At 59.2% G+C, this 23,689-nt stretch carries 26 protein-coding genes; 9 read left to right on the forward strand and 17 right to left on the reverse strand.

Annotated features, from left to right (window positions below; translation table 11 throughout):
* Window positions 1-33 precede the first annotated feature (33 nt).
* Window positions 34-846, forward strand: coding sequence for a hypothetical protein (locus GM608_RS06875; protein WP_043558159.1), 813 nt, complete (start codon window positions 34-36; stop codon window positions 844-846).
* A 12-nt stretch (window positions 847-858) separates the two neighbouring features.
* On the opposite strand, the gene fliP is transcribed toward GM608_RS06875, so the two are convergent.
* From fliP to flgG, 12 genes are all read right to left on the reverse strand, one after another.
* Window positions 859-1,641 carry a flagellar type III secretion system pore protein FliP gene (gene fliP, locus GM608_RS06880; RefSeq protein WP_052348930.1) on the reverse strand — a complete coding sequence of 261 codons (783 nt, stop codon included), beginning with the start codon at window positions 1,639-1,641 and terminating at the stop codon, window positions 859-861.
* An 83-nt stretch (window positions 1,642-1,724) separates the two neighbouring features.
* Window positions 1,725-2,123, reverse strand: coding sequence for a hypothetical protein (locus GM608_RS06885; RefSeq protein WP_333645283.1), 399 nt, complete (start codon window positions 2,121-2,123; stop codon window positions 1,725-1,727).
* On the reverse strand, window positions 2,120-2,506 hold the full coding sequence (gene fliN / locus GM608_RS06890) for a flagellar motor switch protein FliN (RefSeq protein ID WP_227431519.1): 387 nt from the start codon (window positions 2,504-2,506) through the stop codon (window positions 2,120-2,122). The genes GM608_RS06885 and fliN overlap by 4 nt, the downstream gene beginning before the upstream one ends.
* 2 nt (window positions 2,507-2,508) lie before the next feature.
* Window positions 2,509-3,270: a hypothetical protein gene (locus GM608_RS06895; RefSeq protein ID WP_333645284.1), complete on the reverse strand. Its 762-nt coding sequence runs from the start codon at window positions 3,268-3,270 to the stop codon at window positions 2,509-2,511.
* Window positions 3,271-3,275: 5 nt separating this feature from the next.
* Window positions 3,276-4,364 carry a flagellar motor switch protein FliG gene (locus GM608_RS06900; protein ID WP_193599725.1) on the reverse strand — a complete coding sequence of 363 codons (1,089 nt, stop codon included), beginning with the start codon at window positions 4,362-4,364 and terminating at the stop codon, window positions 3,276-3,278.
* A 12-nt stretch (window positions 4,365-4,376) separates the two neighbouring features.
* Window positions 4,377-6,011, reverse strand: coding sequence for a flagellar basal-body MS-ring/collar protein FliF (gene fliF, locus GM608_RS06905; protein ID WP_227449685.1), 1,635 nt, complete (start codon window positions 6,009-6,011; stop codon window positions 4,377-4,379).
* 177 nt (window positions 6,012-6,188) lie between these two features.
* Window positions 6,189-6,557: a hypothetical protein gene (locus tag GM608_RS06910; RefSeq protein WP_227431521.1), complete on the reverse strand. Its 369-nt coding sequence runs from the start codon at window positions 6,555-6,557 to the stop codon at window positions 6,189-6,191.
* A gap of 25 nt (window positions 6,558-6,582) precedes the next feature.
* Window positions 6,583-7,086, reverse strand: a complete 504-nt coding sequence (locus tag GM608_RS06915; protein WP_143539869.1) for a MotE family protein — start codon at window positions 7,084-7,086, stop codon at window positions 6,583-6,585.
* 113 nt (window positions 7,087-7,199) lie between these two features.
* Complete coding sequence (locus GM608_RS06920) at window positions 7,200-7,730, reverse strand: polymer-forming cytoskeletal protein (RefSeq protein WP_043558150.1); 531 nt, start codon at window positions 7,728-7,730, stop codon at window positions 7,200-7,202.
* Window positions 7,731-7,856: 126 nt separating this feature from the next.
* Complete coding sequence (flgH, locus tag GM608_RS06925) at window positions 7,857-8,573, reverse strand: flagellar basal body L-ring protein FlgH (RefSeq protein ID WP_227431522.1); 717 nt, start codon at window positions 8,571-8,573, stop codon at window positions 7,857-7,859.
* A gap of 26 nt (window positions 8,574-8,599) precedes the next feature.
* Entirely contained in the window at window positions 8,600-9,667 is a 1,068-nt protein-coding gene (gene flgA, locus GM608_RS06930; RefSeq protein ID WP_333645285.1) for a flagellar basal body P-ring formation chaperone FlgA, read from the reverse strand.
* Window positions 9,668-9,678: 11 nt separating this feature from the next.
* On the reverse strand, window positions 9,679-10,467 hold the full coding sequence (gene flgG / locus GM608_RS06935; protein WP_043558144.1) for a flagellar basal-body rod protein FlgG: 789 nt from the start codon (window positions 10,465-10,467) through the stop codon (window positions 9,679-9,681).
* Between the two features lie 256 nt (window positions 10,468-10,723).
* Here flgG and flgF point away from each other — a divergent pair, with 256 nt between their 5' ends.
* From flgF to GM608_RS06975, 8 genes are all read left to right on the forward strand, one after another.
* Window positions 10,724-11,479 carry a flagellar basal-body rod protein FlgF gene (gene flgF / locus GM608_RS06940; RefSeq protein ID WP_249085828.1) on the forward strand — a complete coding sequence of 252 codons (756 nt, stop codon included), beginning with the start codon at window positions 10,724-10,726 and terminating at the stop codon, window positions 11,477-11,479.
* Between the two features lie 162 nt (window positions 11,480-11,641).
* Complete coding sequence (gene flgK / locus GM608_RS06945) at window positions 11,642-13,189, forward strand: flagellar hook-associated protein FlgK (protein WP_333645286.1); 1,548 nt, start codon at window positions 11,642-11,644, stop codon at window positions 13,187-13,189.
* A 100-nt stretch (window positions 13,190-13,289) separates the two neighbouring features.
* Window positions 13,290-14,375 (forward strand): hypothetical protein, encoded by a 1,086-nt coding sequence (locus tag GM608_RS06950; protein WP_043558137.1) that lies wholly within the window; start codon window positions 13,290-13,292, stop codon window positions 14,373-14,375.
* 225 nt (window positions 14,376-14,600) lie between these two features.
* Entirely contained in the window at window positions 14,601-15,575 is a 975-nt protein-coding gene (locus tag GM608_RS06955) for a thiamine pyrophosphate-dependent dehydrogenase E1 component subunit alpha (RefSeq protein ID WP_043558499.1), read from the forward strand.
* 26 nt (window positions 15,576-15,601) lie between these two features.
* Window positions 15,602-16,606 (forward strand): alpha-ketoacid dehydrogenase subunit beta, encoded by a 1,005-nt coding sequence (locus GM608_RS06960; protein ID WP_276830571.1) that lies wholly within the window; start codon window positions 15,602-15,604, stop codon window positions 16,604-16,606.
* Between the two features lie 39 nt (window positions 16,607-16,645).
* Window positions 16,646-17,077: a heme-binding protein gene (locus GM608_RS06965; protein WP_043558496.1), complete on the forward strand. Its 432-nt coding sequence runs from the start codon at window positions 16,646-16,648 to the stop codon at window positions 17,075-17,077.
* A 210-nt stretch (window positions 17,078-17,287) separates the two neighbouring features.
* Window positions 17,288-18,166 (forward strand): glycosyltransferase, encoded by an 879-nt coding sequence (locus GM608_RS06970; RefSeq protein ID WP_333645287.1) that lies wholly within the window; start codon window positions 17,288-17,290, stop codon window positions 18,164-18,166.
* Window positions 18,167-18,217: 51 nt separating this feature from the next.
* Window positions 18,218-19,171 (forward strand): glycosyltransferase, encoded by a 954-nt coding sequence (locus tag GM608_RS06975; protein WP_333645288.1) that lies wholly within the window; start codon window positions 18,218-18,220, stop codon window positions 19,169-19,171.
* Window positions 19,172-19,256: 85 nt separating this feature from the next.
* Here GM608_RS06975 and GM608_RS06980 read toward each other — a convergent pair whose 3' ends face one another.
* The 5 genes from GM608_RS06980 to GM608_RS07000 all read right to left on the reverse strand — a co-directional run bounded on the left by GM608_RS06980 (window position 19,257) and on the right by GM608_RS07000 (window position 23,539).
* Complete coding sequence (locus tag GM608_RS06980; protein WP_043558127.1) at window positions 19,257-20,219, reverse strand: flagellin; 963 nt, start codon at window positions 20,217-20,219, stop codon at window positions 19,257-19,259.
* Between the two features lie 130 nt (window positions 20,220-20,349).
* Window positions 20,350-20,913, reverse strand: coding sequence for a hypothetical protein (locus GM608_RS06985; protein WP_043558125.1), 564 nt, complete (start codon window positions 20,911-20,913; stop codon window positions 20,350-20,352).
* Window positions 20,897-22,129, reverse strand: a complete 1,233-nt coding sequence (gene fliM / locus GM608_RS06990; protein ID WP_052348898.1) for a flagellar motor switch protein FliM — start codon at window positions 22,127-22,129, stop codon at window positions 20,897-20,899. Before fliM ends, GM608_RS06985 begins: the two co-directional genes overlap by 17 nt.
* Window positions 22,130-22,145: 16 nt before the next feature.
* Window positions 22,146-22,670: a flagellar basal body-associated FliL family protein gene (locus GM608_RS06995; protein ID WP_081562799.1), complete on the reverse strand. Its 525-nt coding sequence runs from the start codon at window positions 22,668-22,670 to the stop codon at window positions 22,146-22,148.
* Between the two features lie 17 nt (window positions 22,671-22,687).
* The gene (locus GM608_RS07000; RefSeq protein WP_166651581.1) at window positions 22,688-23,539 is read right to left on the reverse strand and encodes a response regulator transcription factor; all 852 of its coding nucleotides are present in this window, start codon (window positions 23,537-23,539) and stop codon (window positions 22,688-22,690) included.
* Window positions 23,540-23,689: the final 150 nt, after the last annotated feature.

The raw sequence follows: 23,689 nt of genomic DNA on the forward strand, positions 1-23,689 counted from the left end.
AGACTGAAACCCCTCCAACACCGGACCTGACCCATGACCAGCTTTTCCTCCACCCAGACATCTCCCCAGCATCACACCGCCACAGGTGCTTCCGGCATGGCTGGCGGAGATGTCGCCCTGCCCGCCAATGCCCTGAGCATACCGGAGATTCTGGCGTGGCATTCCATCCCGCAGGAACTGATCAATGCCATGGCAGGCAGCAGCCTGGCGGCAGGGCTGGAACGTGTGATCAACTTTTCCCCTTTCCCGCTACGGCTGGGCGTGCCCATGGCACTGGGCGGGGCCTCTGGCTCTGGCAAGTCCCTGACACTGGCCAAACTGGCCGCCCGCTATGCCCGACAGGCCCGGCAGTCCGGCGGGAGGATCAGACGGCCGCTCGTCCTGGCCTGCGACAGCACGCCGGGCAGCTACATCAAGCTGGCCTCCATCCTGCGAGGCTGCGACATTGATCTGATGAAAGCCTATGGCGGCATCAACCCCCGCTTCATCGACAGCTACAACCGCATCATTCTGGTAGATCTGCCGGGGCTCTGCGTCTATTCCCCCAAGGCCATGAGCGAAATGAAGGATGTCGTGGCCCGTACGGAGGCCAGCCTGTCTCTCGTCATCCCCGCAGGGATGGACCCGGAGGAAAGCACGGATATTGCTGCCGCCTTCCTGCAATGTGGTGCAAAATCAATGATCGCCAGCCGCATGGAACAGTCCGGACGGATCGGCAGCATCATCACCGCCGCCGCCTGCGGCCTGCCGCTGACCTATGGCAGCTATTCCGGCAGCATCAATGAAGGATTCACCCAGCTGACCCCGACCATTCTGGCCCGCAGACTTCTGGTCCTGCCGGGGTGAAAGGTGGCGGGGCTACCCCCCGCCAAAGCTACGGACCAGCCCGCCCGACACCATCTGGAACCCGTCCACCAGCACGAAGAAAATCAGCTTGAAAGGCAGGGAAATGGTCGGGGGTGGCAGCATCATCATCCCCAGGCTCATCAGCACACTGGACGTGACAAGGTCGATCACCAGAAACGGCAGATAGAGCAGGAAGCCCATCTCGAACCCACGGCTCAGCTCACCGACCATGAAGGCCGGAACAATGACCCGCCATGGTGGAGCCGGAGCAGCTGCTCCATTGGCTGGTGCAGGCTGGGGCTTCAGCCCTGCCAGATGGTAAAAGATGGCCACGTCATTCGGACGGGCATTATGGACCATGAAATCACGGAACGGCTCAGCCGCCGCCTGGAGACCTGCCATCTCCTCCACCCGACCGTCCATCAGGGGTTCAATACCCTGCTGCCATGAGCGCTCCAGCGTCGGCTGCATGACAAACAGGGTCAGGATCAGCGCAAGGGCCACCAGAACCATGTTGGGCGGTGTCCCCTGCGCCCCGATGGCGCTCCGCAACAATGAGAGCGTGATGATGATACGGGTGAAGGCCGTCATCATCACCAGCAGGCTTGGTGCCAGGGACAGAAACGCCACAAGGGCCGTCAGCTGGATCAGACGGCTTGTTGTTCCGGCCTCACCAATTCCACCCCCCTTGCCCATATCCAGCGTGATGGACTGGGCTGTGGCCGGATGGGAAAGTACACACAGCAGCGTTATGCCAGCAGCCAGACAGCACAGCCCCACCGCTCCCAGAACCATGGCGCGCCGCAGGCGTTTCCAGCAGGCTGACATGTCTGCCACCATTCCGGTACCCGAACGGCCTTTCATGATACGATCTGCCCTCATGTCATTTCCTGCCTCTCTTCCGCCACCTGCCCGCACTGTTTCGCCAGCCTGGAGGCAGCACCGGCCCCCAGCCAGCCCACGCACAGGTCGGACGGCCCACCTGTCAGAATGATGGCTGTTGCCTGCCGCCCCTCTGCATCCCTGACAGCCACAGAAAAAAGGGTCCGCTTGCCACCGAGCGGTATGGCGTCCTGCACCTTCAGGGCACGATCTTTCAGACCCTCATCCCGCAACAGGGCTGGCATCCGGTGTTTCAGCCGCCGCAGGCACCAGGGCGTGACAAAGATCAGCCCCACGACCAGCAGAAGAGCCAGAAGCGGATTCATGTGCAGGCCCGTGACAGCCTGCATCATGGCATCCGGGCCGTGCCTCTCTCCCACAGAAGGTGCCATCATGTACTGGCAGAGGAGGACATGATCTCCGTCATCGTCACGGCAATGTTGTCATCCTCAATGATGGTGATCTCGCCACGGGCGATCAGCCTGTCATTGGCGTAAATATCGATGGAAGACCCAAGCTTGCGGTTCAGCGGCACAACGGCACCACGGCCAAGACGGACCAGGTCCCGCACGGGCATCTTCACATCTCCCACCACAGCGGTGATCTTGACCGGGACATCCAGAATCGCTTCCCGCTCCCGTTCCCTGTCCTGCCGACCATCATGCTGGGTGGCGCCCTCCTCCGGCACCTCCGAGGAGAAATCGGCCAGATCGACCTCCGGCGTACTGGTCTGCTGTGTTTCTGGTGCTGTCTCCGGCGTGTTCATATCCTCTGCCATCGTCACTCTCCTTCATGCTGTGCTGTCTGTTCACCCTGGGGCTGGTCGGTAGCGGGATCAGCCTCCGGGGCCGGTGGACGGGTCAGGGCCACCATGGCATCGGCCACCCGCTGGCGGACCGTTTCCGCCCATTTTCCCTGGTCCAGAACAATCCGTGTCCTGTCTGCGGCAATCGTGAGATGCCCGGCCTGCTGCGCCGCCTCCACATGCAGGGAGACGGCCGCCATCCCGGACAGGGCGTGGCGCAGAGAGGCCTCATCCGCCGCAGCGCAGGTCAGACTGACCGGACCACTACAGTGCCGGACCAAGGCCGCCGCATCCTCTGCCAAGTCCCGCCCCAGTGTTGTCCGGGACAGATCGCCCGCCACCAGCTCTTCCACCGTCTGGCACACACCCTGCACGAAGAGATCGGCCATCCGGCTCACGATGTCATGGCGCCGGTTTTCCTCCTCCTCCATGAAAGCAAGCACCTGCTTCACAGAAGCGGCCATCTGGCTGGAAAGCTGCTGCCCGGCTGACATTTCCCCCTGCTCATGGCCCTGCTGCCAGGCCTCCTGCTTCAGTCTTTCCAGCTCATCAGGATGCAGCGTGACAACTGGCTCTGGAGCGGGGCTTTCATCCGCCGCATCCTCGTCAGCCACCGGCTCCGCTCCAGCGGCCAGAGACGAGTCATGAGCGGCAAAATCTTCCAGGCTTTCACTGAAGGCCTGACTTCCAGACCGGGAAGACGCCTGCGCTGCCCTATGCTGCACATCCTGTCCCATTGGCGTCACTCAATGATCTCATCGTCAGAAGAAGAAGGTGAAATATCGATCTCGCCATCATTGGCCATGGTCTTGATGAGCGTGATCAGCTCCATCTGGGCTGCTTCGGCGTCCCGCAGACGCACGGCACCCAGCCCCCGGATTTCATCCTCCAGCAAACCCGCCGCACGTTTGGAAACACAACCGAAGAAGAGCTGCCGGATGCTCTCGTTGCTGCCCTTGAGAGCCAGGGGCAGCCTGCTCTTGGCCTCACCATCACGATTGATGGCTGCCATGACACGCATCATGTCATCCGGTGTCAGACGCTTGATGTCATCGAAGGTGAATTTCAGCTTGTTCACCTTCTCCATGTCTTCCTCACTCCGGCGGCCAAGATGCTCTGTCAGCATGGCTTCGGTCTTGCGGTCGAAATTGTTGTAGACCTCCGCCACGAAAGCATAGCTGTCCCGCTTCGTGGAGCGGCCAAAGGCGGTGATGAACTCCTTGCGCAGGGTTGTCTCCAGGCTCTCAAGCACATCCTTGCTCACCGGGCTCATATGCAGGATGCGCATGATGACATCCGTAGCAAAATCTTCCGGGAAGAGGGACAGGACACGGGCGACATGCGCCGGTGAGATGTAACTGAGAATGACGGCCACTGTCTGTGGCTGCTCGTTGCGCAGATAGTTTGCCAGAGCGGTCTCCGGCATGTTGCCCATTTTTGCCCAGACGCTGCGCCCGGAGGGGCCCCTGATATCCTCCATGATCTTCTCGACCATTTCGGCAGGGAGGGCCTTCTTCAGATAATCTTCCGTTGTTTCGTAACTGCCGACGAAACCCTCTGCACTGGCGAATTTCTGCGAAAATTCATTGCAGACAGCCTCCACCACGGAAGCCTTGACCAACCCCAGGGAAGACATTGCCCGTGAAATGTCACGCACCTCATCCTCCTGGAGTGACCGGAAAATGCGGGCGGAATGTTCCTGCCCTATGGCGAGCATCAGGATGGCGGCCTTCCGGCTGCCACTCATCCCGGCCGTCAGGCCGGACGGAACCATGCCGGATGATGACGCTTCATTGCCTGCTGTCTCAGCGGAGATATCCTGTTCTGCCATGATTGCGTCTCCTCAGCCTTCTGCTGTCTGCTTGGGGGGCTCCGGTTCTGCCAGCCAGTTGCGGACGACAGCGATGGCATCATCAGGATTTTCTTCAACACGCTGCGTCACACGGGCCAGAGCCTCACGGCGCATTTCCCCTTCCACACCGTCCACACTGATGCGATCACTCCGGCCTGCCTCACCACCTTCAGCAGAGCTGCCATCAGCTGCAGCTTCGGCCCCGGCAACAGCCCCTTCTGCCCCGGCCCCTTTGCGGGCACGCCGCAGGATGGGCCCAAGCAGCATGGCCGCCGCCCCCAGAAGAAGAAGAATGGGAACAATCCATTCCGCCAGATAAATGATCATCTCCCGGGTGAAGAAAGGCGTATCCTGATGAGGCATATCTGCCCCACCATCCACACGGAACGGCATGGACACCACATTGACCTCATCCCCGCGGGTCTTGTCATACCCGATGGCCGTCTGCACGAGCTGGGTCAGACGTTTGACCTCAGCTTCATCCAGCGGTTTCCACGAAGGTTTGCCAGCCTGGTCTGTCGTGACGGTCCCATCGACCATGACAGCGAGACTGATGCGAGAGACACGGGGCCGGGTCTGGTTGATGACACGGGTCCGTTTGCCGATCTCATAATTGTTTGTTTCGTCCGTCCGCTCTTCGCTGGAGCCAGTACGATTGTTCTGCCCTGCATTGGCATTGGGCAGATTGTTGCCAACGCTGGTGTTCTGGTTCGCCTCGCTGTTGGCGCTCTTGTCCGTGCTTGTGCTCTGGGAACGCAGGACCTGCTGGTTGGGATCGTAGGATTCATCCGTTTCATGGATGATGTCCGTATTCATTGTCACGGCAGCACGGGCCCGCACATGACCCAGGCCCAGCGTGGGGGTCAGGATATCTTCCACCGCCTGGGCAAGGCGCTGCTCTTCGGAATGACGCTGCTTCTCCAGCGAGGATTCCTGCCCTGCCAGACTGTCTGGGTCCCCCGGACGGGCCAGAACATCGCCCCGTGTGTCGACAATGGAAATCCCATGCGTGCGCAGCCCCGGTACGGCAGCTGATACCAGATTCTGGATGGCCGCAATGGCATCCTCGGACACAGCACCAGAGCGGCCAACATCCAGAATGACACTGGCCTGCGAAGGATTCGTCTCCGTAGAAAACAGGTCCCTATGTGGCAGGACAAGGTGGACCCGCACATTCCGCACACCATGGATCAGACGGATGGAACGCTCCAGCTCACCTTCCAGCGCTCTGGTCTCATCAATGCCCTGTTCAAACTGGGTACTGGTCAGCGTGCCGCTCTTGTCGAACAGTTCATAGCCAACGGCCCCTCCCCCGGGCAGACCAGCCTTGGCCAGCAGAAGACGGGCCTGGGCCACATCATTCCCCGGAACATAAAGGCTGCGACCATCCGGCCCTGTTGTCGTGGGGATGTGAGCCTTGGCCAGATCATCCACCATCTCCGCCGCTTCATTCAGCTCCAGGTCCCCATAGAGCAGCGCCATGGGTTCTGACCGGTTGTGAAAGGCGATCACGCCGAGAGAGAGCAGCAGCAGCACGCCGACAACCCCGAGGGCCACAAGCCGCATGCGGCCCAGACTCTTCAGCCCTTCCATGATATTTGGCAAACGGAGCTTATCAAACTGCATATGAAGGGTATCTACCTGCTGCTTTCACCCCGGACGTCAGACATGCTGGTTCCGGTCATTCACCATACTCTGCCCTGCTCGGAAGAGGACAACCGACCGGCCATCAATTAACCTTGAGAAGAGCATGTGTAAAGCCAATAACAAGGTTAATAATGGCCCTATTTCATAACAATTTCATCATGGTGCATAATACTGGCTGGAGGGAGGAACTTTAGCTTCCGGCATCATGAGGCGGTTGGCATTCTGCTGGGTCGTCAGGCCACGGGGACCTTCATAGACTTCATGGGCCATGTTCGGGGTCAACTCAGGACGGGCCCAGCAATCCACGCCATTCCAGCTCTGGGTGCAGTAAGGCTGTGGAGGCAGAACACGTTCCGGTGGATTGCACCAGTCTTCCCCCTCCTCCAGATAACCGGCCTGGCAGTCCCGCCCTGTCAGCTTGCTGGCAATATAATCCGGGGCACAGGCTGACAGTCCCGCAAGAACAGGCAACAGAACCAGCATGTGCCGCCACGGGACCTGAACGGGAAAAGACCGCCTCATCATTCGTTTCTCTTTCATCCCAGCCCCATTACTGCCGCGAGGGCAACAGGGGCCCGTGCTGGGACATGGTCTCGTAGTGCAGATGTTCCACTGACGTATCAGTCGGCACATCATCCTGCCCGGTCGGAAGAACCACACCAGAGCCCCCCAGTGCCACGGGAACGGACAGAACAGCATGATGGAAATGCCGCACTCCCCCCAGATATTGCGACACCAGATTGACCCGGTCCGGCGACATGTGAGCCATGATGCCAGAGAGCTTGCGGATATTCATGGAAGCTGCGATGGCGATCAGCACGTGCGGGTCCATCACGTTGAAAACCGCTGCGGCCTCACGGGGGCGCATGGCCTCATAAATGCCCACCAGCCGGGCTGCTGCCTCCTGCGGGACAAGCTTGTGATTGTCCACATGGTCCGACAGTACAGCCATGGACTGGTTCAGCAGATGGAAGCGCATTTCCAGCGCCTTGCGGGCAGACCCCAGAATGCGCTGCTGCTCCTGCATCTGCTGGGCCATACCCTCGTCAGGCATGGCCACGTCCTCCGCCACAGCCGCAGGACAGCCAACCTGCACCCCGCAAAACAGGGCAAGCGACAGAAAGACGGCGAACCAGCCGTCATGCTGATGGAAGCATCTCCTGAGCATCAGCCCCCCAGCGGAATGTCGGCATCCTGATCAGCCTCGCTGATGTCCGGCGTCTGGGCCGGCCAATGCAGGTCTGGCTCATCATCTCCAGCCGGGATATTGGCCTGTGGCGTGGCAGAACTGGTGCTGTTCGTTCTGCTGGAACCACTGCCGGAAGCAGAGCCCCCAGCCCCGCCCTTGCGGGACACGGAAATGCGTACATCCCCTTCAAAACAGGCATCTTCGTGAATGGCGCAGCCAGTCGGGCTGCCCATCTCGATCACACAGTCCGAAATACGGGCCCCGGCACCGGCAGAAAGCCGTGGCGTCGTGAAGGTCACCCCGGACACGCTGCCATCAATGACGATGGAGTCCGCCTCCACCTGACCATCTTTCATCACGCCTGTCTCCGTGACACAGAGATGCCCGGCCTGAAGCTCGACATTTTCCACCTCACCGGCGATGGTCAGCGCACCCTCCAGCGTACCGCAGAGATGGTCGATGACCAGGCCGCCAGGAATGAAGCCTTCCGGCTGTTTTGAATCAGACATTCACTACCCCCTCACTTTTACACCGCCACAATGGCCATCGTAGCACAGACACAACAAGGCTATTTTCAAGATAAAATCTTCATAACCTGAAAACATTCAATGTTCAAACCATGCTTCCATGACAACTCAGAATGGAAGAACACTGTCCAGCACTTTCTGCCCATAACGGGGCTGCTGATACTGCGAGAGCTGCCCCCGTCCGCCATAGGAAATCCGGGCCTCCGCAATGCGGTCATGTGTGACGATGTTGTCTTCCGAAATATCCTGCGGCCGCACAACACCACTGACCATGATCTGCCTCAGCTCGCCATTCACCCTGACCTCCTGCCGTGCGACGACGACAAAATTGCCATTGGGCAGAACCTGCGTGATGACACCTGCCAGCGTCAGCGTGACCGTATCGATACGCCTGATGGTCCCGGCCCCGTTATTGGAGCTGGAACTGTTGGTCTGAAGAGCATCAGCACTGGTCAGATGGGAGATGAAGCGGCCCTTGAAGCCGAAAAAACTTGGAATCCCGAAAGCCTCGGCACCACTGCCGGAGGCTGTCGTGTTATTGGTCACGTTGGCCGTATCTGCCACCTGGATTTTCACTGTCAGAAGGTCACCCGCCTGCGCAGCCCGCTGGTCCTTGAAGAACGCCCGACTACCCGGCCGCCAGAGGCTGCCCACTTCAGTCGGCGGAGCCTGAAGGGGCGGGGTTGGCATCGTCACGGGGCGGTAATCCGGGGCCAGGGTGGGGTCGGCCGTCCGTGTCATGCGGGGTGGATGTCCCAGCTCACTGAGCGTACCAGCGCCCATGCAGCCTGCCAGCCCGGTCAGGACCACAACGAGCCCTGCCATGCAGACACTCCTCTGAAGAAGATGGATCATGGATGGCTCCCGTCACCAAGCATCAGGCTGTTGATCCCCAGACGTTTCACTTCCTCCGAATCCGGCGGAATGGCTGTGGAAGAGGCATCAACCCGCACCTCGCCCGAAGCCGTGACCTTGCCGATGAGGACCATCCGGCTTCCCAGATTCAGGGCATGGACGAACTGCCCGCTTCCACCATCCTCCAGCGCCCGGCCTGTGGCTGTCAGCCGGATGCCGGTGCTGTTGTAGCTGAGCAGGACAGGGTCCCCCCGATGCACGAGCACGGCCCGCCGCAGGTCCGTACCCTGCACGGGCTGTCCGGCCCCGACAGTGCGGACAAGTGCCATGCCGATCATCCGCTCCGGCTCTGGCAGAGAACGGGCAAGCGGTGGCACCGTACCTGAAAAAGCGGGGTCGATATGCATGTCGTCCGGCTGGATGATGTGACCGGACGGCAGGGCATGGTCATACACCATCACCGGCTGCACGGGACGGATGCTGCCCCGCAGCGGGAACCTGTCCGCCCCGGCGCCTCCTGCTGCATGAGCAGGCTGTACAGTTGCCGAGAAAAGACCGGTCTTATGATCCCAGTTCAGATTCAGGAGGGTTGCCGGGTCCTGTTCATTCTCACCGGCAACGAGAGGAGTAAAGCTGGTGACATCCACCACGACACTGCCCGTCTCACCATCCTGCGAAATGGCCTTGCGGACAAGAGCGGCATATTCGTCCCGGCCCAGCACATGCCCGGCCCGGGTCAGCGACAGGCTGGTGGATGATGACTGGTCATCCCAGTCCACACCGTACTGGTCCGCCAGTGCAATGAGCTGACTGCCCCCGATGGTGATGGTCTTGCCCGGCGCAGGAGCCGGGCCAAGCAGCCGGTCCTGTCCGGCATCCAGCCCATCAAAAACATCGGACAGATAGACCGATGCACCATGCACCACACCGGAAGGTCGCAGAGTCGCCGCCATGGCCGTACTGGCAGCGGGCTCTCCAGCCAGCACAAACCCGACCGCCAGCCAGAAGCAGGCTGGCAGGAAGCTACGCCCGGTACCCCGGTATCCAATGCCAAGAAGTGCCATGCTGCCCGCCTTCAGCGCAGGTTGGTCAGGGTCTGGAGCATCTCATCAGAGGCGGTGATGCTTTTGCTGTTCATCTCATAGGCACGCTGCGCCGTGATGAGATCCGTGATTTCCGTCACCGCATTGACGGCTGATTCCTCGACAAACCCCTGACGGATGGTCCCGAAACCTGTTGTCTCCGGGTTGCCGATGATCGGGTCACCCGAGGACGTGGTCTCCGTAAACAGGTTCTGCCCCATGGCTGCCAGACCATTCTCGTTCTGGAAGGTCGTCAGCTGGATCTGCCCGGCCACCTGGGAGTTGGGCTGACCGGAGAGCGTGTACTGCACCTGCCCGGTCTGATCGATGGTGATGTTTTCGGCATTGTTCGGGATGGAGATGTTCGGTGTCAGCGGGTACCCGTCTGCCGTCACGATCGTACCATCCTGCGAGAGGGAGAATGTCCCGTCGCGGGTATAGGCATATTCCCCGTTGGGCAGCAGGATGCGAAAATAACCGCGGCCTTCCACGGCGAGGTCCAGCGCATTGCCGGTCTGGGACAGGGTTCCCTGCTCGTTGATGCGGTAAATGGCCGCCGTACGCACACCAAGCCCCACCTGAGCCCCGGCAGGCACACGGTACCCCGTGTCGGAACTCATCGTCCCGACACGACGCAGGTCCTGATAGATGAGGTCCTGGAATTCAGCCCGGCGGCGCTTGTACCCGGTTGTCGTCATGTTGGCGATGTTGTGGGAGATGGTCTCCACATTGGTGGACTGGGCCTGCATGCCCGTTGATGCAACATCCAATGATCTCAGCATAAATGAACATCCTCACGACTTGCCACAACCCACGCTCCCAGAAACGCAAGGCCACCCTGATGATGGCAGGCACCGAAACATTTTGACTGTGCCCTCCCATAAACCGACACGAAAAACATTATCAAGGTTAATTATCAGAATATGATATGAATTGAGCCGTTTGTTAATGTTCAAGCCCTATATTCTCTTCCAATAACCATGAACAAATGACATTATAACAAAACCTACCATGATATAGCCTTGAGGACAGTCTCCCATGGATGTGACCGGTTATCTCGCCCTTTCACGCATTGATGCGCTGACACGGGGGCTTGAGGTTACGGCCAACAATCTGGCCAACAGCAGCACGGATGGCTTCAAGGAACAGCGGGTTCTTTTCTCCGACTATCTGTCCCACCAGAAGGGCGATCAGCTGGCCAATGGCGAGAAGACGCTCTCCTACAACCAGGACAGATCCACCTATCTGGACACGCTACAGGGTGAGCTGCGCCAGACGGGAAATCCGCTGGACCTCGCCATAAACGGGCCGGGCTATTTCATGGTCCGCAGCCAGCAGGGAATCCGGCTGACCCGCAACGGCCAGTTCCACCGCAGTGAAGATGGCACTCTTGTCGATTCCCTGGGCAATGCCCTGCTGGACGACCAGCGCCAGCCCATTACCCTGACCCCTGATGATCAGGTGCTGCCCCTTGGCATCGGCTCTGATGGCATCATCTCGACAGAAAAAGGTGACATCACCCGCCTCGGCCTCTCGACAGTCGATAACCCCAATACACTCCATGCTGAGGGGAACCATCTTTTCAGGCCAGCCAACGAGAATGACCTCCGGGCCGTTCCTGCCCAGGAAATCCGGCAGGGAATGCTGGAATCCAGCAATGTGAACCCCGTGGAGGAAACCACGGCGATGATAAAAACCCAGCGGGAATATGATCTCAACTTCCAGCTGCTCCAGACCGAATTCACCCGCCGTCTGAACGCCATCGACAAGATTGCGACGGAAGTCACAGCCTAGCTGTTTTTGATCCAGATCAAGGACAAATCATCAAATACAGGCTTTCCATTTAACTTCCTGTAAACTCATGACCTTAGGATGGCCTTAGGGTGAGGTCGCCGGACCGTCATCCAGACCTGTCTGGCCTCGGCCAGTCCCTCATTCCGGAGAAAGACTGAAACCATGGATCTTGGCCTGTCCCTCAATATCGCCACGTCCGGCCTCAAGACGATTGAGAACGAACTCTCAACAGCCTCCAACAATGTCACGAACGCATCCACCCCGGGCTATGTGTCAGAGACTGCCAACACATCCTCAACGGTCGTCTCCGGCACTGGAGTCGGTGCGACTTCAGCGGCCAACCAGCTGAACATTTCCCAGCCTCTTCAGGATGCGCTCTACCAGCAGAATGCCCGTGTCTCCGGCCTGACGGCCACCAGCAACTCCCTTGCGGCCGTCTCTGCCGTACAGGGAACGACGACAGGCTCTGATGGAGCCAATACCATCGGCACGCTGACCAACAACCTCCAGAATGTCAGTACGGCCTTCATCAGCCTCTCCAACACACCGCAGAACAGTGCTTCGCAGCAGGGCGTGATCTCGGCTGCGCAGACCCTTGTCAGCAACATCCATACCCTCTCTTCGGTCTATCAGGCCCAGCGCCAGGGCGCACAGGATGCCATCACCAGCACGGTCTCCGGCATCAATACGGACCTGACAACCATTGGCCAGATCTCACAGCAGATCATGCTGGCACGCAGCTCCCACGCTGACACGGCAGACCTCGCCAACAAGCGCCTGGAAGCCATGCAGAGCCTTTCCAGCAAGCTGGGTGTTACCTTTACCGAAAAACCGAATGGCGACATGCTGGTCAGCACGCAGGACGGCACACGCCTGCCAACCCGCCCGGATCAGGCCGGATTGCCCAACGGACAGTTCCAGGCGCCCACGGCAACATGGCCTCTCTCCACGAAGTCCCCTGCCACGCTGACACCAAGCATGTATCACGCCACCGATGGCAGCGATCAGGGTGTTGCCGGTATCATGTTGGCCGGAAAAGACATCACCTCCCACCTGACCGATGGCACGCTGGGTGCCAACCTGACCCTGCGGGACCAGAGCTATCCACAGATGCAGGCGCAGCTCGATTCCTTCTCATACACGCTGATAAACCGCTTCAAGGCGGCCGGAGTGCCCCTCTTCACCAATGGCGGGACGCAGCCCCTCTCCAGCGATCCGACCAAAACAGCACCAGCAGGGCTGGTCGGGCTCTCCTCCAGGATTGCCGTCTCCACGGACTATCAGCAGACTCCGTCCCTGCTGACAGCCAACAGCGATGGTGGACAGACCAGCGCCCTCGCCAATGCCGTACTGAACAAAGCCATGGGCAGCGCCAGCGCCAGCACATCCGGCTCCCTGGCGGCACCCTCCACCTCTCTCGGGCCAGATGGCACACAGGCCACGGGCTATGACGGCACGCAAGGGCTTACACAGCTGGCAACCTCCCTCACCAGCAGCCAGGCCGGGGTGATCAGCCAGAACAGCAGTGACCTCTCCACGGCAACATCCATCAAGACATCCCTCACGACAAAGGTTGCCGATGTCTCTGGTGTGGATGTTAACAGCCAGATGTCCGCCATCGTGTCCCTGAAAAACTCTTACGCAGCCAATGCCAAGGTCGTCTCCATGGTGCAGTCCATGTTCAGCACGCTGCTGGATGCCGTCCACTGACGGACTGCCCCCACATGGCAGCCTGCCCGGCAATGAAACCGGGCAGGCCCTACCCTGACCTGCCCCCCTCACCCTACAGACCATCACAGGAGTGCCACCCATGAGCATGAATGTCAGCCAATATGGCGCCGCCGGTGCAAACCTGATCCTCAACACAGGCATCAGACAGATTGAATCCGAGCAGACAGACATTGCGTGGCAGACCTCACAGGGGACGACATCGTCCAGCATTTCCGGGTTGGGCAGTGACCGGCAGACCATCCTGTCCCTCAGCCCGAAACTGGCCGAGCTGACGGGCTATCAGAGCAACCTGTCTTCGGTACAGAACCGCCTCTCTCTCAGCTCCACAGCCCTCAAGCAGGTCACTGATCTGGCACAGTCCCTCAACTCCCAACTGCTGAGCATGCTCTCCTCTGAGGGCGGAGAAAAAGCATCCACCACAACCGCAGCTGACAGCGCCCGGACAGGGCTGGGCAGCCTGGGAACGATCCTCAACACATCCGATGGCAGCAGCTTCATCTTTGCTGGACAGAACACATCCACAGCGCCCGTCACCTCCCCCTCAACACTGAATGACAGCACGCTGGCCCATACCATCTCCCAGATCGTTTCCGGCCTGAAGGACGGCAACAGCGGGACAGTCTTCAGCCAGGCCACCGCCGCCAGTGCGGACAACAGTGCCAGCATGAGCGTCTTCTCTCAGGCTCTGTCACAACCTGCCGAACAGGCAGGGGCTCTTCAGGCTTCCGCCATCATCGGGCCGGACGGCTCCACCGTCCAGACCGGCCCGGTCGCCACACAGGGCGGGCAGGCCAGCAGCACGTCCACCGGCTCCCCCATCCGGGACCTCATGCGGGACATGATGATCATGACGTCCATGAAGGGAATGGACACGACCACACCCGGCTTCACCAATCTCGTCCGCCAGCTGCATACCTCACTGGGAACAACAGCCAACCAGCTCATCGACATGAACACCAGCGTCGGCGTGACGCAGAACACCCTGACACGCCAGCAGGGCATCTATTCCAGCCTTCAGCTGATGGTGAAAGAACAGCTCTCCAACGGCCTGAACGTCAATCTGGCCGAGGTGGCCACACGCTCCTCGGACCTCAGCCTCCAGCTGAAGGCCTCCTTCTCGCTCATCGCCGACATGAAGAACATGTCTCTGGCGGACTATCTCTGACCGTACCTTCCAGCACGATACCAGCCTGATAACGGGCCGTCTTCCACCGGGAGGCGGCCCGTTCTTTATCCCAGCCTGTACGGAACGCCCCTCCATTTATGGAAAATAAGGCAAGCTTTGCGCAGGATCCTTCTACCGCTGCGCCATGATGAAACCCTAGAAAAAGACTGTAACGCCAGACCAGACGAGGCGTTGAACCGCATCAAGGTCACTATGGAGACAGTCATGCAACATACTGGAAAAACAGACATATCCCATGACATCCTTCTGTCCGCCTACCGGCGCATGAAGACGATCCGTACGTTCGAGAACCGTCTGCATGAGGACTTCAAGGCTGGCATCGTCCCGGGCTTCACCCATCTCTATGCGGGACAGGAATCGGTGGCCGTCGGCATTTGCAGCCATCTGACCGATCAGGACCAGATCGCCAGCACCCATCGTGGCCACGGCCACTGCATCGCCAAAGGTGTCGATGTCATGGCCATGATGAAGGAAATTCACGGGCGGCAGGGCGGCATCTGCAAGGGCAAGGGCGGCTCCATGCACATTGCCGACCTGAGCAAGGGCATGCTGGGGGCCAATGGCATCCTTGGGGCCGGAGCTCCGCTGGCCTGTGGTGCCGCCCTCGCCGACAGGCTGGAGGGCAAGGGCCATGTTGCCGTCGTCTTCGGTGGTGATGGCGGCGTGAATGAAGGCGCCGTGCTAGAGAGCATGAATCTGGCCAGCGTCTGGAAGCTGCCCCTGATGTTCGTCGTGGAGAACAACGGTTATGCCCAGTCCACACCACAGCACAGGACAACCTCTGTCAGCAGCTATGAGGACCGGGCCAGAGGCTTCGGCATGCCTGCCGTCACGGTGGACGGGCTGGATTTCTTTGCCGTCTACCGTGCTGCCGGGGAGCTTATCGCCAGAATGCGGGCCGGAGGCGGACCTGTTCTTCTGGAATGCCGGACCGTCCGTTTCTACGGCCATTTTGAGGGAGATACCCAGCGTTACCGCCCTGCCGGAGACGTGAAGAACGCCTGGGAGGAACGGGACTGCCTGCGCCGCTTCGCCCAGACATCAGGCCTCAGCCCGGCGGAACTGGAAGCAGTGGACCGGGACGTGGAGCAGCTGGTCGATGCTTCCGTGCAGGAAGCCCTCAAGGCCCCGCACCCTGCCCTGAATGAACTCCATGACGGCGTGTACGTCTCCTACTGAACCCATCATCTGAAGGAAAATCTGTCATGACCAGACATGTCTCGCTGAAATCAGCCATCAACGAAGCTCTGGATCAGGAAATGGCCAGAGACCCGAAACTGCTCATCTGCGGGCAGGACACCGCCGGTGGTGTCGATGCTGGGGGAGAAACGGATACATGGGGTGGCGTGCTTGGTGTCACCAGGGGGCTCTATACCCGCTATGGTGACCGGGTGATTGATGCGCCCCCCACCGAGATGGCCTATGTCGGGGCTGCCGTCGGGGCCGCCCTCTCCGGCTTCCCCGTCGTGGCGGAAGTCCCGTTCATCGACTTCATGGGCGTCTGCTTCGACCAGCTGCTGAACCAGGCTGCCAAGATGCGCTACATGTTCGGCGGCACGGCCGAAATCCCGCTTGTCGTCCGCACGATGGTCGGGGCGGGCATCAATGGTGCAGCACAGCACTCCCAGATGCTGACGGCCATGTTCACCCACATTCCGGGCCTGAAGGTCGTCTGCCCCAGCACGCCGCATGATGCCAAGGGGCTGATGATCGAGGCCATCCGGGACCGGGGCCCCGTGATCTTCTGCGAGCCGAAATATCTCTATGAGACGACCGGCCCCGTTGCCGAGGCTCCTTACGCCATTCCCTTCGGGCAGGCCCATCTCGCCAGGGAAGGACATGACGTCTCCATCGTCACCTACGGGCCCATGGTCCCCCGGGCACTGGAGGCCGCCACCCGGCTGGCGGAAACGGGAATCGAAGCCGATGTCATCGACCTGCGAACTCTCTCCCCGCTGGACATTGCCACGGTCCTGAAGTCCGTACAGAAAACAGGTCGGCTTGTAGCGGCTGATGAGGCCCATCCCCGCTGCAACATGGCCACCGACATCGTGGCGCAGGTCACCGGGCAGTGCTTCACCAGCCTGAAAGCCGCTCCGCAGATGGTCAGTGCCCCACACACGCCCGTGCCCTTCTCGCCCGTGCTGGAGAAAGCCTACATCCCCGGTGCGGAGCAGATCATGGCCGCCGTGACCCGGATCATGGCATGAACAGGCATGGGAACAGTCAAAAGCAAGGAGTCCTCAGAAATGACTACCAGACACCATGTCTCACAGGCCACCATCACCTGTGAGGCCGCCAACAGCCTCGTGCAGGCTGTCCTCAAAGAAGGAGCTGCACAGAAGATTCCCGTTTCTGTCGCCATCATGGATGCAGGCGGGCATCTCCAGGCCTTTGCCCGCCATGATGGAACAGCCTTCCTGACGGTCGAGATCGCCATCGACAAAGCATGGACGGCCTGCTCCTTCGGTCAGCCGACCCATGTCTGGAACCAGCTCGTGCAGAACCCCCACATGGCCCCCCTCGCCAGCAGACCCCACCTTGTGGCCGTAGGCGGTGGATGCCCCATTTTTGCCGGGGGGCAGCTGATCGGCGGCATTGGCGTCTCCGGCGGTACCTACGAGCAGGACCGGGACCTGGCTGAAAAGGCCCTGAACAGTCTGGGATTCGAGGTCGCCTGAAAACCACTTCCATCCCTGCCAGACAGGCCATCTCTCCAACCGGAGGGATGGCCTGTCTGCCTGTTGCACGGCCAGGACAGCCCAAACCATCACAACGGCCTCTTTTCTCCCTCATGCATATTGGTTAATAAATAACTTACAAACTTTCTTTAAGAAAATCAGAATGTTCATGGACGTACAATCACTTTCAGCGGATCGGACGGCCCTTTCATGAAGGCCCACCTCACTGTTGCGACGGGCCTGGATGAAAACAACCTCATTCCTGCTCTGGTCACCATACAGTCCACCATCAGCAATGCGCAGGACAAGTCCCGCCTGTCTTTTGCCCTCTTCCATACGGGACTCGATGACCATGTGAAACAGCTGATAAAAGGGCTGCTCAACTCGTATGGCGTCGCTTTCTCCCTCATCAACATGCCCGGCATCCTTTCCGGCTTCACCTACAAAGACACCATCTGCACCCACCGTCTTTATCCCCTGCTCATTCCCCAATATTTCACATCACGAAATTTCGTACTCAGCATCGGGGCAGGTTCACTCATCCGGGGGGACATTCTGTCCCTTCTGTCCGATTTCCCTACCGGAGCAAAGATCGGGGCTGTCCGCTGCATGTATCATGCCCTCATGGACCAGCCCGACTCCGGGCCTGTCAGGTCGGAGGACCATTTCAGCCGCAACCTGCTTCTCTTCAACCGGCAGGCCATCTCCCCGGAGGAAGGGCAGGCCTGCATCCAGCTGCTGGACGAAGAATGGCCGGGACGGGACGAAACCATCCTTAACTACCTCTTCCGCCACGCACTGCACCTGTTCCCGCAGTCATGGAATCTCCAGATGCCGCTCTTCCAGCAGCCGGATGAGGCCTTCATCCCTTCCATACGGACAGCCATTACCTCCGCCCGCAACAACATGAACCTCGGCCAGTTCGCCAGCCATCTCGACCCTGATGACATGACAGCAGCCCTGGAGCAGACCAACATCCACGCCCGGGATTACAGAAAGATCGCCGCCTCCCTCATGCGTCAGATACAGGACAGGATGCCACCTCTCCTCTTCGACCCCATATGGACCGCCTTGCAGAACATTACATGATCCCTGCCACTGTCCGACCCATCCCCTGACGCACGCAAGTTGTCCCACATCATGCAGACCATTCCCATCGTCATGTCGCTGAATCAGGCGTATGTCGTCCCCGCCATCGCCACGATACGGTCCGTTCTCAACTCGATATCCGACAGGAACCGCATAGAATTCGTCATCTTCCACAAGGAGCTCTCACCAGCTGCCATCAGGATCATGACCACTCTGGTGAACGATTCGGGGGGACGGATCACCTTCATCAACGTGCAGGAGCATTTTGCAGGCCATAACCTGAAACAAGAAGAAATGTACCATGCACTGCTCATACCGGGACTGATGGCAGGGCATGATTTTGTCTTTTTCCTTGATGCCGACATGATCGTGACGGGCGATCTGCTGTCTCTCATCCACGCCATGCCCGCAGACAAGAAAATAGGGGCTGTCCGCTGCTTCTTCCGCAACACCATCCTGCCTCCCAACGTACCCCGCCCCCTGCATGATCAGACACTCAGGACTGGCCTGAAGGACACAAGCCGGTATTTCAATGCCGGTCTCATGCTCTTCAACATGAAAGCCATAAGACCAGAGGATGGCAGACGCTGCCTCCAGCTCATCTCCCGCAGATGGAAGGGCCATGCCGAAAGCATCCTCAATGTCGTTTTCCATGATTCCGTGCAGTTTTTTTCAGTCCGCTGGAATTACGCCATGACGCACATCGCCAAGGATGTTGTCCCCTTCCAGCCGGAGATACGGAAAGATGTCGAAGAGAGCAGACTGGACATCCAGGTCCAGCATTTCCTTTTCCTCTCCAAGCCGTGGCTACCCAAGGCCGAGCGCGCCCTCTTCCTGAAGGAAGGAGACTGCCCGGAATTCAGATACCATGTGCAGAATTACAAAAACGCTCTGGCTGCCGTCATGAAGGATATTTCTCATGTGGCACCCCGCCTTCTGTGCGGGGCCTCATGGGAGATGACGGAACGCCATCTGGACCCCGAGGGGAAAGCCCTTCTGGCATAAAAAAACGCCACCGTAAAAATACGGTGGCGTCTGGCACATGGTCGCCCGAAGGCTCCGGCCCAACAACAGGGCCGGATACTTCCCCTTACTGGAACAGGGACAGAATGTTCTGGGACTGACCGTTGGCAATGGAGAGGGACTTGATGCCCAGGGACTGCTTGGTCTGCAGGGATGTCAGCTTGGCAGACTCGGCAGACATGTCAGCATCCGTCAGAGCGCCGGAAGCAGCTGTCAGGGAGTCGGAAGACTTCTGACCATAGGAGCTCATGGAGTCGATGGTCTGCTGGTTGGAACCGAGATCAGACGTGACGTTCGTCATGGCAACGATGGCCTTCTGAACACGCCCGATCATGTCGGCAACAGCCTTCTTCGGATCGCTGGAGCTGTCAGCCAGGGAAGCACCCGTGGCGCTGGCGTTCAGGAAGACGTTGGAGGTCGGGTCAGAACCGGCCACACCATTCGTTGTCAGGCCCAGAACGTCGGTCAGGGTCGCACCCTTGGCACCTGTCGTGGCGGAAACGAGGGCGCCATAGCCGGTCAGTGTCTGTGTATCACCCTGGAGACCCGTAACGAAGGTCAGGCTGCTGGCCGTGATGCCCAAACCATCGGCTGTACCACCTGTCGTACCACCGGCCAGCAGGTTGATCCCCTTGGTCGTGGCGTTACGGGCGATGGTGTCAATGCTCTTCATGTAACCTGTCAGCTCCTTGTCGAGCTGGCCGAGGGAAGAAGAGTTGCCCAGGTTGTTACCGACAGTGGTCACAGCGTTCTGGACGTTCTGAAGGATGTTGATGATGCTGTTGGCAGCAGAATTTGTGGAGCTGACAATCTGGGAAGCGTAGCTCAGGCCATCATTGACAGCGCTCTGGCCGGCAATGTCACCACCGATCTGGGAGGAAATGCCAAAAGCAGCCGGATTGTCGGAAGCATTGGCGACCTTCTTGCCGGTGGAGACGGCATTTTCCGTCTTGGCCAGATCGCCCTGTGTGGTGTTCAGTGTTTCCAGAGCAACCATGGAAGACTGGTTGGTATTGATGGAAAGACTCATGGTCTTCTCTCCTTGCACATCTGTATAGAAACCAACGAACTCATCGTTGACAGATGGATAGAAACACAGAACCCTTACATGTTTCTTACAGAGGACATTTCAAAATGACAGGCATGGGAAAATGCCTGCCTTAACCATCGGCCTCATTCTGCCTCATATAAGGCCTTGGGCTACGCAGGCGGCCCGGAACCGGCATGACAATCTCATCGGAGAAATGCGGGGCAGAATCGCCCTCAGCCGGGGCAGGCCCGGCGGCGGCCCTGCTCTGTTCCAGCGCCTTCTTCTGCATTTCCAGCTGTTCTTCCAGCTGTTGCAGCATGGCCTGTGCCGACTCCACGGCCTGGTTCAACCCGGCCTCCTGCTTTTCCGACCGCTCCAGAACACCAGAAAGCGAATCGGCAGTCTCCTGCGTCATCTTCTGCTGGTCCATCAGGTCCTCTTCAGCATTGCGGGCACGCTCCAGCAGGACAGACAGGCGCCTGTCCCCCTGGGTGACCTCATGCCGGACCCGCTCGAACATATGGTTCATCTGTTCTGTCGAAGCATCAAGCGTGGCCACCATCTCATTCAGTGCCGTATAGGAATCCCGGATGACCCCAAGCCGCCGGACAATGAGACGGGAGCTGACAATCCCGGCTATCAGGACGACCATCAGAAGAATCTCAATGATGAGCTGGCTATTTTTCAGAAGCATGATGTCCCCTCTGCTCTGCTGACTGCTGATCCACCGAAGCAGAACCAAGAGACGCCAGCAGTTCCGGCGTCAGATCTTCCTCCAGCGGGATGAGGCGCTGGTCTATCCGAACAGCCTGCATCCGATGCAGCCGCCCCAGCGTGCCCTCAAAAATTGGCGTTCCGTCACATTCCATCCGCACACGATGCGGCGCTTCGCCCTTGCTGGGCAGATGGAGGACACTACCTTCCTTCAGCTCCAGAATCTGGGAAAGCGGGAAAGACGCCGTCTCAAACACGGTGGAAACGGTCACGCTCGTTTCCATGATTTCGGAAATGAGATGATTCTCCCATATGGAGTCATTGCCGAAATTGTCCCCCATGAACTGCTGGGAGAGTTTCTCTCTTACCGGTTCCAGCGTGGCATAGGGAATGACGATATCCATGTCCCCGCTCCTGTCGCCCATATCAATATGGAAGCGGGCCGCAATGGCCGCATTGGAGGGCCGGGCAATCACCGCCAGGCTGGAGCTGATCTCCAGCCGCTCGAAAGAGAGATCCACCTTGCCCACTGGCGCAAAAGCCTCGGAGAGATCCGCCAGCGTAATGACAATCAACTTCTCTATGAGGGCTCTCTCCAGAGCAGTGTGGGGCCGATTCTCTATGATCTTGGGTCCACCACCGCGCTCTCCGCCCATCAGGATGTCCACGATGGAATAGGACAGCGACGAATCCACAACAACCAGACCATAATTGCGCCACTGCTCTGCCCGGAAGACGGAAAACAGGGAGGAAGACGGCACTTCTCCCATATAGTCCCCAAAACGCAGGGACCGCATGTTCTCCATGGTGATGTCGACATTGTCGTTGGTAAAACCACGCAGGGTCGAAGAAAGGAAACGCACCAGCCGGTCAAACACGTTCTCCAGCATGGGCATACGCTCATAGGCCACAAAACCGGCCTTGATGATGCGCTCCATCCCGCTCTCTTCCCGCATGGCAGAACCGGAAAATGCATTGCCGAGCATGGCATCAATGGCAGACTGGTCCAGCGCATGGCCATCCGCCTCACCATCATCCCCCCCATGCGCAGCGACCCCGGAGGAGGATGTTCCTTCCTCTTCCGGGGCTTCAGTCCGTGCAGCATTGTCTTCTGTATCCGGGCCGGGCTGTTCCGCTCCCTGCCCTTCTGTCAGGTCAGGCTGGTCAGCCTGTGCCTGCTCCTCTTCATCCGCCATTGGGTCCAAATCCACCTTACTGGGTTAGAAGTTCCGTAATGTAAATGTTCGTGACATTCAGCGGGGCAAACGCCACACGCAGGCGCCTCAGCAGGGCCTCACGCAGGCGATAGAAGCCACTGCCATGCAGGTCCTGCGGGCGGCTTTCGTGCAGATAGGTCTGGAAAATGTCCTGCACCTCGGGAATACGCCCCTGAAGAGCTGCCAGTGTCTCAGCTCCCTCCACCTCGACACTGGCTGTCATCTTTACATAGACCGTCCGCCCGGCCCCGTTATCCAGATTGGCCGTGGCAGAGGGAACCGACAGAAGGAGGCGATGTGAGCCCGCCTCCCCGCCTTCCGCTGCGGCAACCTTGGGGGCAGGCTTCCCGCCACCGCCGAATGGTGGAAGATGGGCCTGCCAGGCACCCACGCCCCCACCTATCAGCAGCAGAGGCACGGCAGCCATAATGGCCATTTTCTTCCTGGACATGCCCTTCCTGCCATCAGCCGAAGCGGCTGTACCATCACCTCCGGCGTCTGGACTGGTCTCATCACTCATGACGCTGCGCTCCGTTATCAGTCCTGATGAACCGGCTGTCTGGCGGCTTTCTCCACAGTGCGACGGCTTTCCGCCTCGCCTGCCATGGCTGTCACACCCAGACCCGCCGATACGGGCATGCTGGCCTCACGGATGGCCTGCTGGACAGGGTTGCACTCATCCTCGGCACGGGCACCCAGCGGCAGGAAGGCTTCCTCATTCAGCCGATACCCCATGCCCCAGCTCGTGATGAAGGGCTTCTGGATACCTCTTGCCCGCAGCTTCTGACGGATGCGGCAGACCATGACATCGATGGTCTTGCTGATGGGCTTCTCCCGCCCGGCATACAGGGTGGACAGGATGGCGGCCTTGTTCAGCAGGCTACCCCGACGACGCACCATGAGGGACATGATGTCATATTCACCCTGTGTCAGCGGCAGGAGGTCATCATCCACCAGCACCTCACGGGTGTCTTCCTTCACCGTCAGACGGCCGACCGTGATGATCTGGCTGGTCACGCCATGATCCATGACACGCCGGACAATCGCCTTCAGCCGGGCCAGCAGTTCTACCGGCCCTACCGTGATGGGCACGCAGTCATCAGCACCAGCGGCAAGGGCCTCGGCCACGTTGTGGGCTGTCAGATTCCGGGCAATGACCAGAATCGGCAGGCTGAAGCGGTTGTTGCGAATCGTTCTGATCAGAAGCGGATCCGGGTTGGTCTGCTGGATGACGGCCACATCGGACTGATCATTGCGCAGGGCGCTCAGCACGCCTTCCCTGCCAGAAATGCGCAGAAAGATTCCTCCTTCAGAAACCGCTTCAGAAAGAGTGGAGCAAGGCCGTCCGTCCATATTCTTTGGACTATCACCAACGCAGATCAACCTCATGGAAGTTTTCCTTTTCTTCATCGTTTCGTACTCCTCATTATCAAGACATAATGCTAACGCGACATTAAAATATCCTTCCATCTTTTAAATGCAATCAAAATATTCCTTTAAATTCGTTAAAATGCTGCCACAAAGCCCATGAGATTATGG

It is taken from the genome of Bombella sp. ESL0380, assembly GCF_009725805.1.
GTDB classification, from domain to species: Bacteria; Pseudomonadota; Alphaproteobacteria; order Acetobacterales; family Acetobacteraceae; genus Bombella; species Bombella apis.

Excerpts from the sequence above, each read along its gene's own strand:
- fliF (WP_227449685.1), bottom strand. The coding sequence starts at position 6,011 with ATGCAGTTTGATAAGCTCCGTTTGCCAAATATCATGGAAGGGCTGAAG.
- GM608_RS06970 (WP_333645287.1), top strand. The coding sequence starts at position 17,288 with ATGAAGGCCCACCTCACTGTTGCGACGGGCCTGGATGAAAACAACCTC.
- GM608_RS06885 (WP_333645283.1), bottom strand. The coding sequence starts at position 2,123 with ATGATGGCACCTTCTGTGGGAGAGAGGCACGGCCCGGATGCCATGATG.
- GM608_RS06920 (WP_043558150.1), bottom strand. The coding sequence starts at position 7,730 with ATGTCTGATTCAAAACAGCCGGAAGGCTTCATTCCTGGCGGCCTGGTC.
- GM608_RS06950 (WP_043558137.1), top strand. The coding sequence starts at position 13,290 with ATGAGCATGAATGTCAGCCAATATGGCGCCGCCGGTGCAAACCTGATC.
- fliN (WP_227431519.1), bottom strand. The coding sequence starts at position 2,506 with ATGGCAGAGGATATGAACACGCCGGAGACAGCACCAGAAACACAGCAG.
- GM608_RS06965 (WP_043558496.1), top strand. The coding sequence starts at position 16,646 with ATGACTACCAGACACCATGTCTCACAGGCCACCATCACCTGTGAGGCC.
- flgA (WP_333645285.1), bottom strand. The coding sequence starts at position 9,667 with ATGGCACTTCTTGGCATTGGATACCGGGGTACCGGGCGTAGCTTCCTG.
- GM608_RS07000 (WP_166651581.1), bottom strand. The coding sequence starts at position 23,539 with ATGAGGTTGATCTGCGTTGGTGATAGTCCAAAGAATATGGACGGACGG.
- GM608_RS06995 (WP_081562799.1), bottom strand. The coding sequence starts at position 22,670 with ATGAGTGATGAGACCAGTCCAGACGCCGGAGGTGATGGTACAGCCGCT.
- flgH (WP_227431522.1), bottom strand. The coding sequence starts at position 8,573 with ATGGCAGGGCTCGTTGTGGTCCTGACCGGGCTGGCAGGCTGCATGGGC.
- GM608_RS06985 (WP_043558125.1), bottom strand. The coding sequence starts at position 20,913 with ATGCTTCTGAAAAATAGCCAGCTCATCATTGAGATTCTTCTGATGGTC.
- GM608_RS06975 (WP_333645288.1), top strand. The coding sequence starts at position 18,218 with ATGCAGACCATTCCCATCGTCATGTCGCTGAATCAGGCGTATGTCGTC.
- GM608_RS06915 (WP_143539869.1), bottom strand. The coding sequence starts at position 7,086 with ATGCCTGACGAGGGTATGGCCCAGCAGATGCAGGAGCAGCAGCGCATT.
- GM608_RS06980 (WP_043558127.1), bottom strand. The coding sequence starts at position 20,219 with ATGAGTCTTTCCATCAATACCAACCAGTCTTCCATGGTTGCTCTGGAA.
- flgK (WP_333645286.1), top strand. The coding sequence starts at position 11,642 with ATGGATCTTGGCCTGTCCCTCAATATCGCCACGTCCGGCCTCAAGACG.
- flgF (WP_249085828.1), top strand. The coding sequence starts at position 10,724 with ATGGATGTGACCGGTTATCTCGCCCTTTCACGCATTGATGCGCTGACA.
- GM608_RS06955 (WP_043558499.1), top strand. The coding sequence starts at position 14,601 with ATGCAACATACTGGAAAAACAGACATATCCCATGACATCCTTCTGTCC.
- flgG (WP_043558144.1), bottom strand. The coding sequence starts at position 10,467 with ATGCTGAGATCATTGGATGTTGCATCAACGGGCATGCAGGCCCAGTCC.
- GM608_RS06895 (WP_333645284.1), bottom strand. The coding sequence starts at position 3,270 with ATGGGACAGGATGTGCAGCATAGGGCAGCGCAGGCGTCTTCCCGGTCT.
- GM608_RS06910 (WP_227431521.1), bottom strand. The coding sequence starts at position 6,557 with ATGATGAGGCGGTCTTTTCCCGTTCAGGTCCCGTGGCGGCACATGCTG.
- fliM (WP_052348898.1), bottom strand. The coding sequence starts at position 22,129 with ATGGCGGATGAAGAGGAGCAGGCACAGGCTGACCAGCCTGACCTGACA.
- GM608_RS06960 (WP_276830571.1), top strand. The coding sequence starts at position 15,602 with ATGACCAGACATGTCTCGCTGAAATCAGCCATCAACGAAGCTCTGGAT.
- GM608_RS06875 (WP_043558159.1), top strand. The coding sequence starts at position 34 with ATGACCAGCTTTTCCTCCACCCAGACATCTCCCCAGCATCACACCGCC.
- GM608_RS06900 (WP_193599725.1), bottom strand. The coding sequence starts at position 4,364 with ATGGCAGAACAGGATATCTCCGCTGAGACAGCAGGCAATGAAGCGTCA.
- fliP (WP_052348930.1), bottom strand. The coding sequence starts at position 1,641 with ATGGTTCTGGGAGCGGTGGGGCTGTGCTGTCTGGCTGCTGGCATAACG.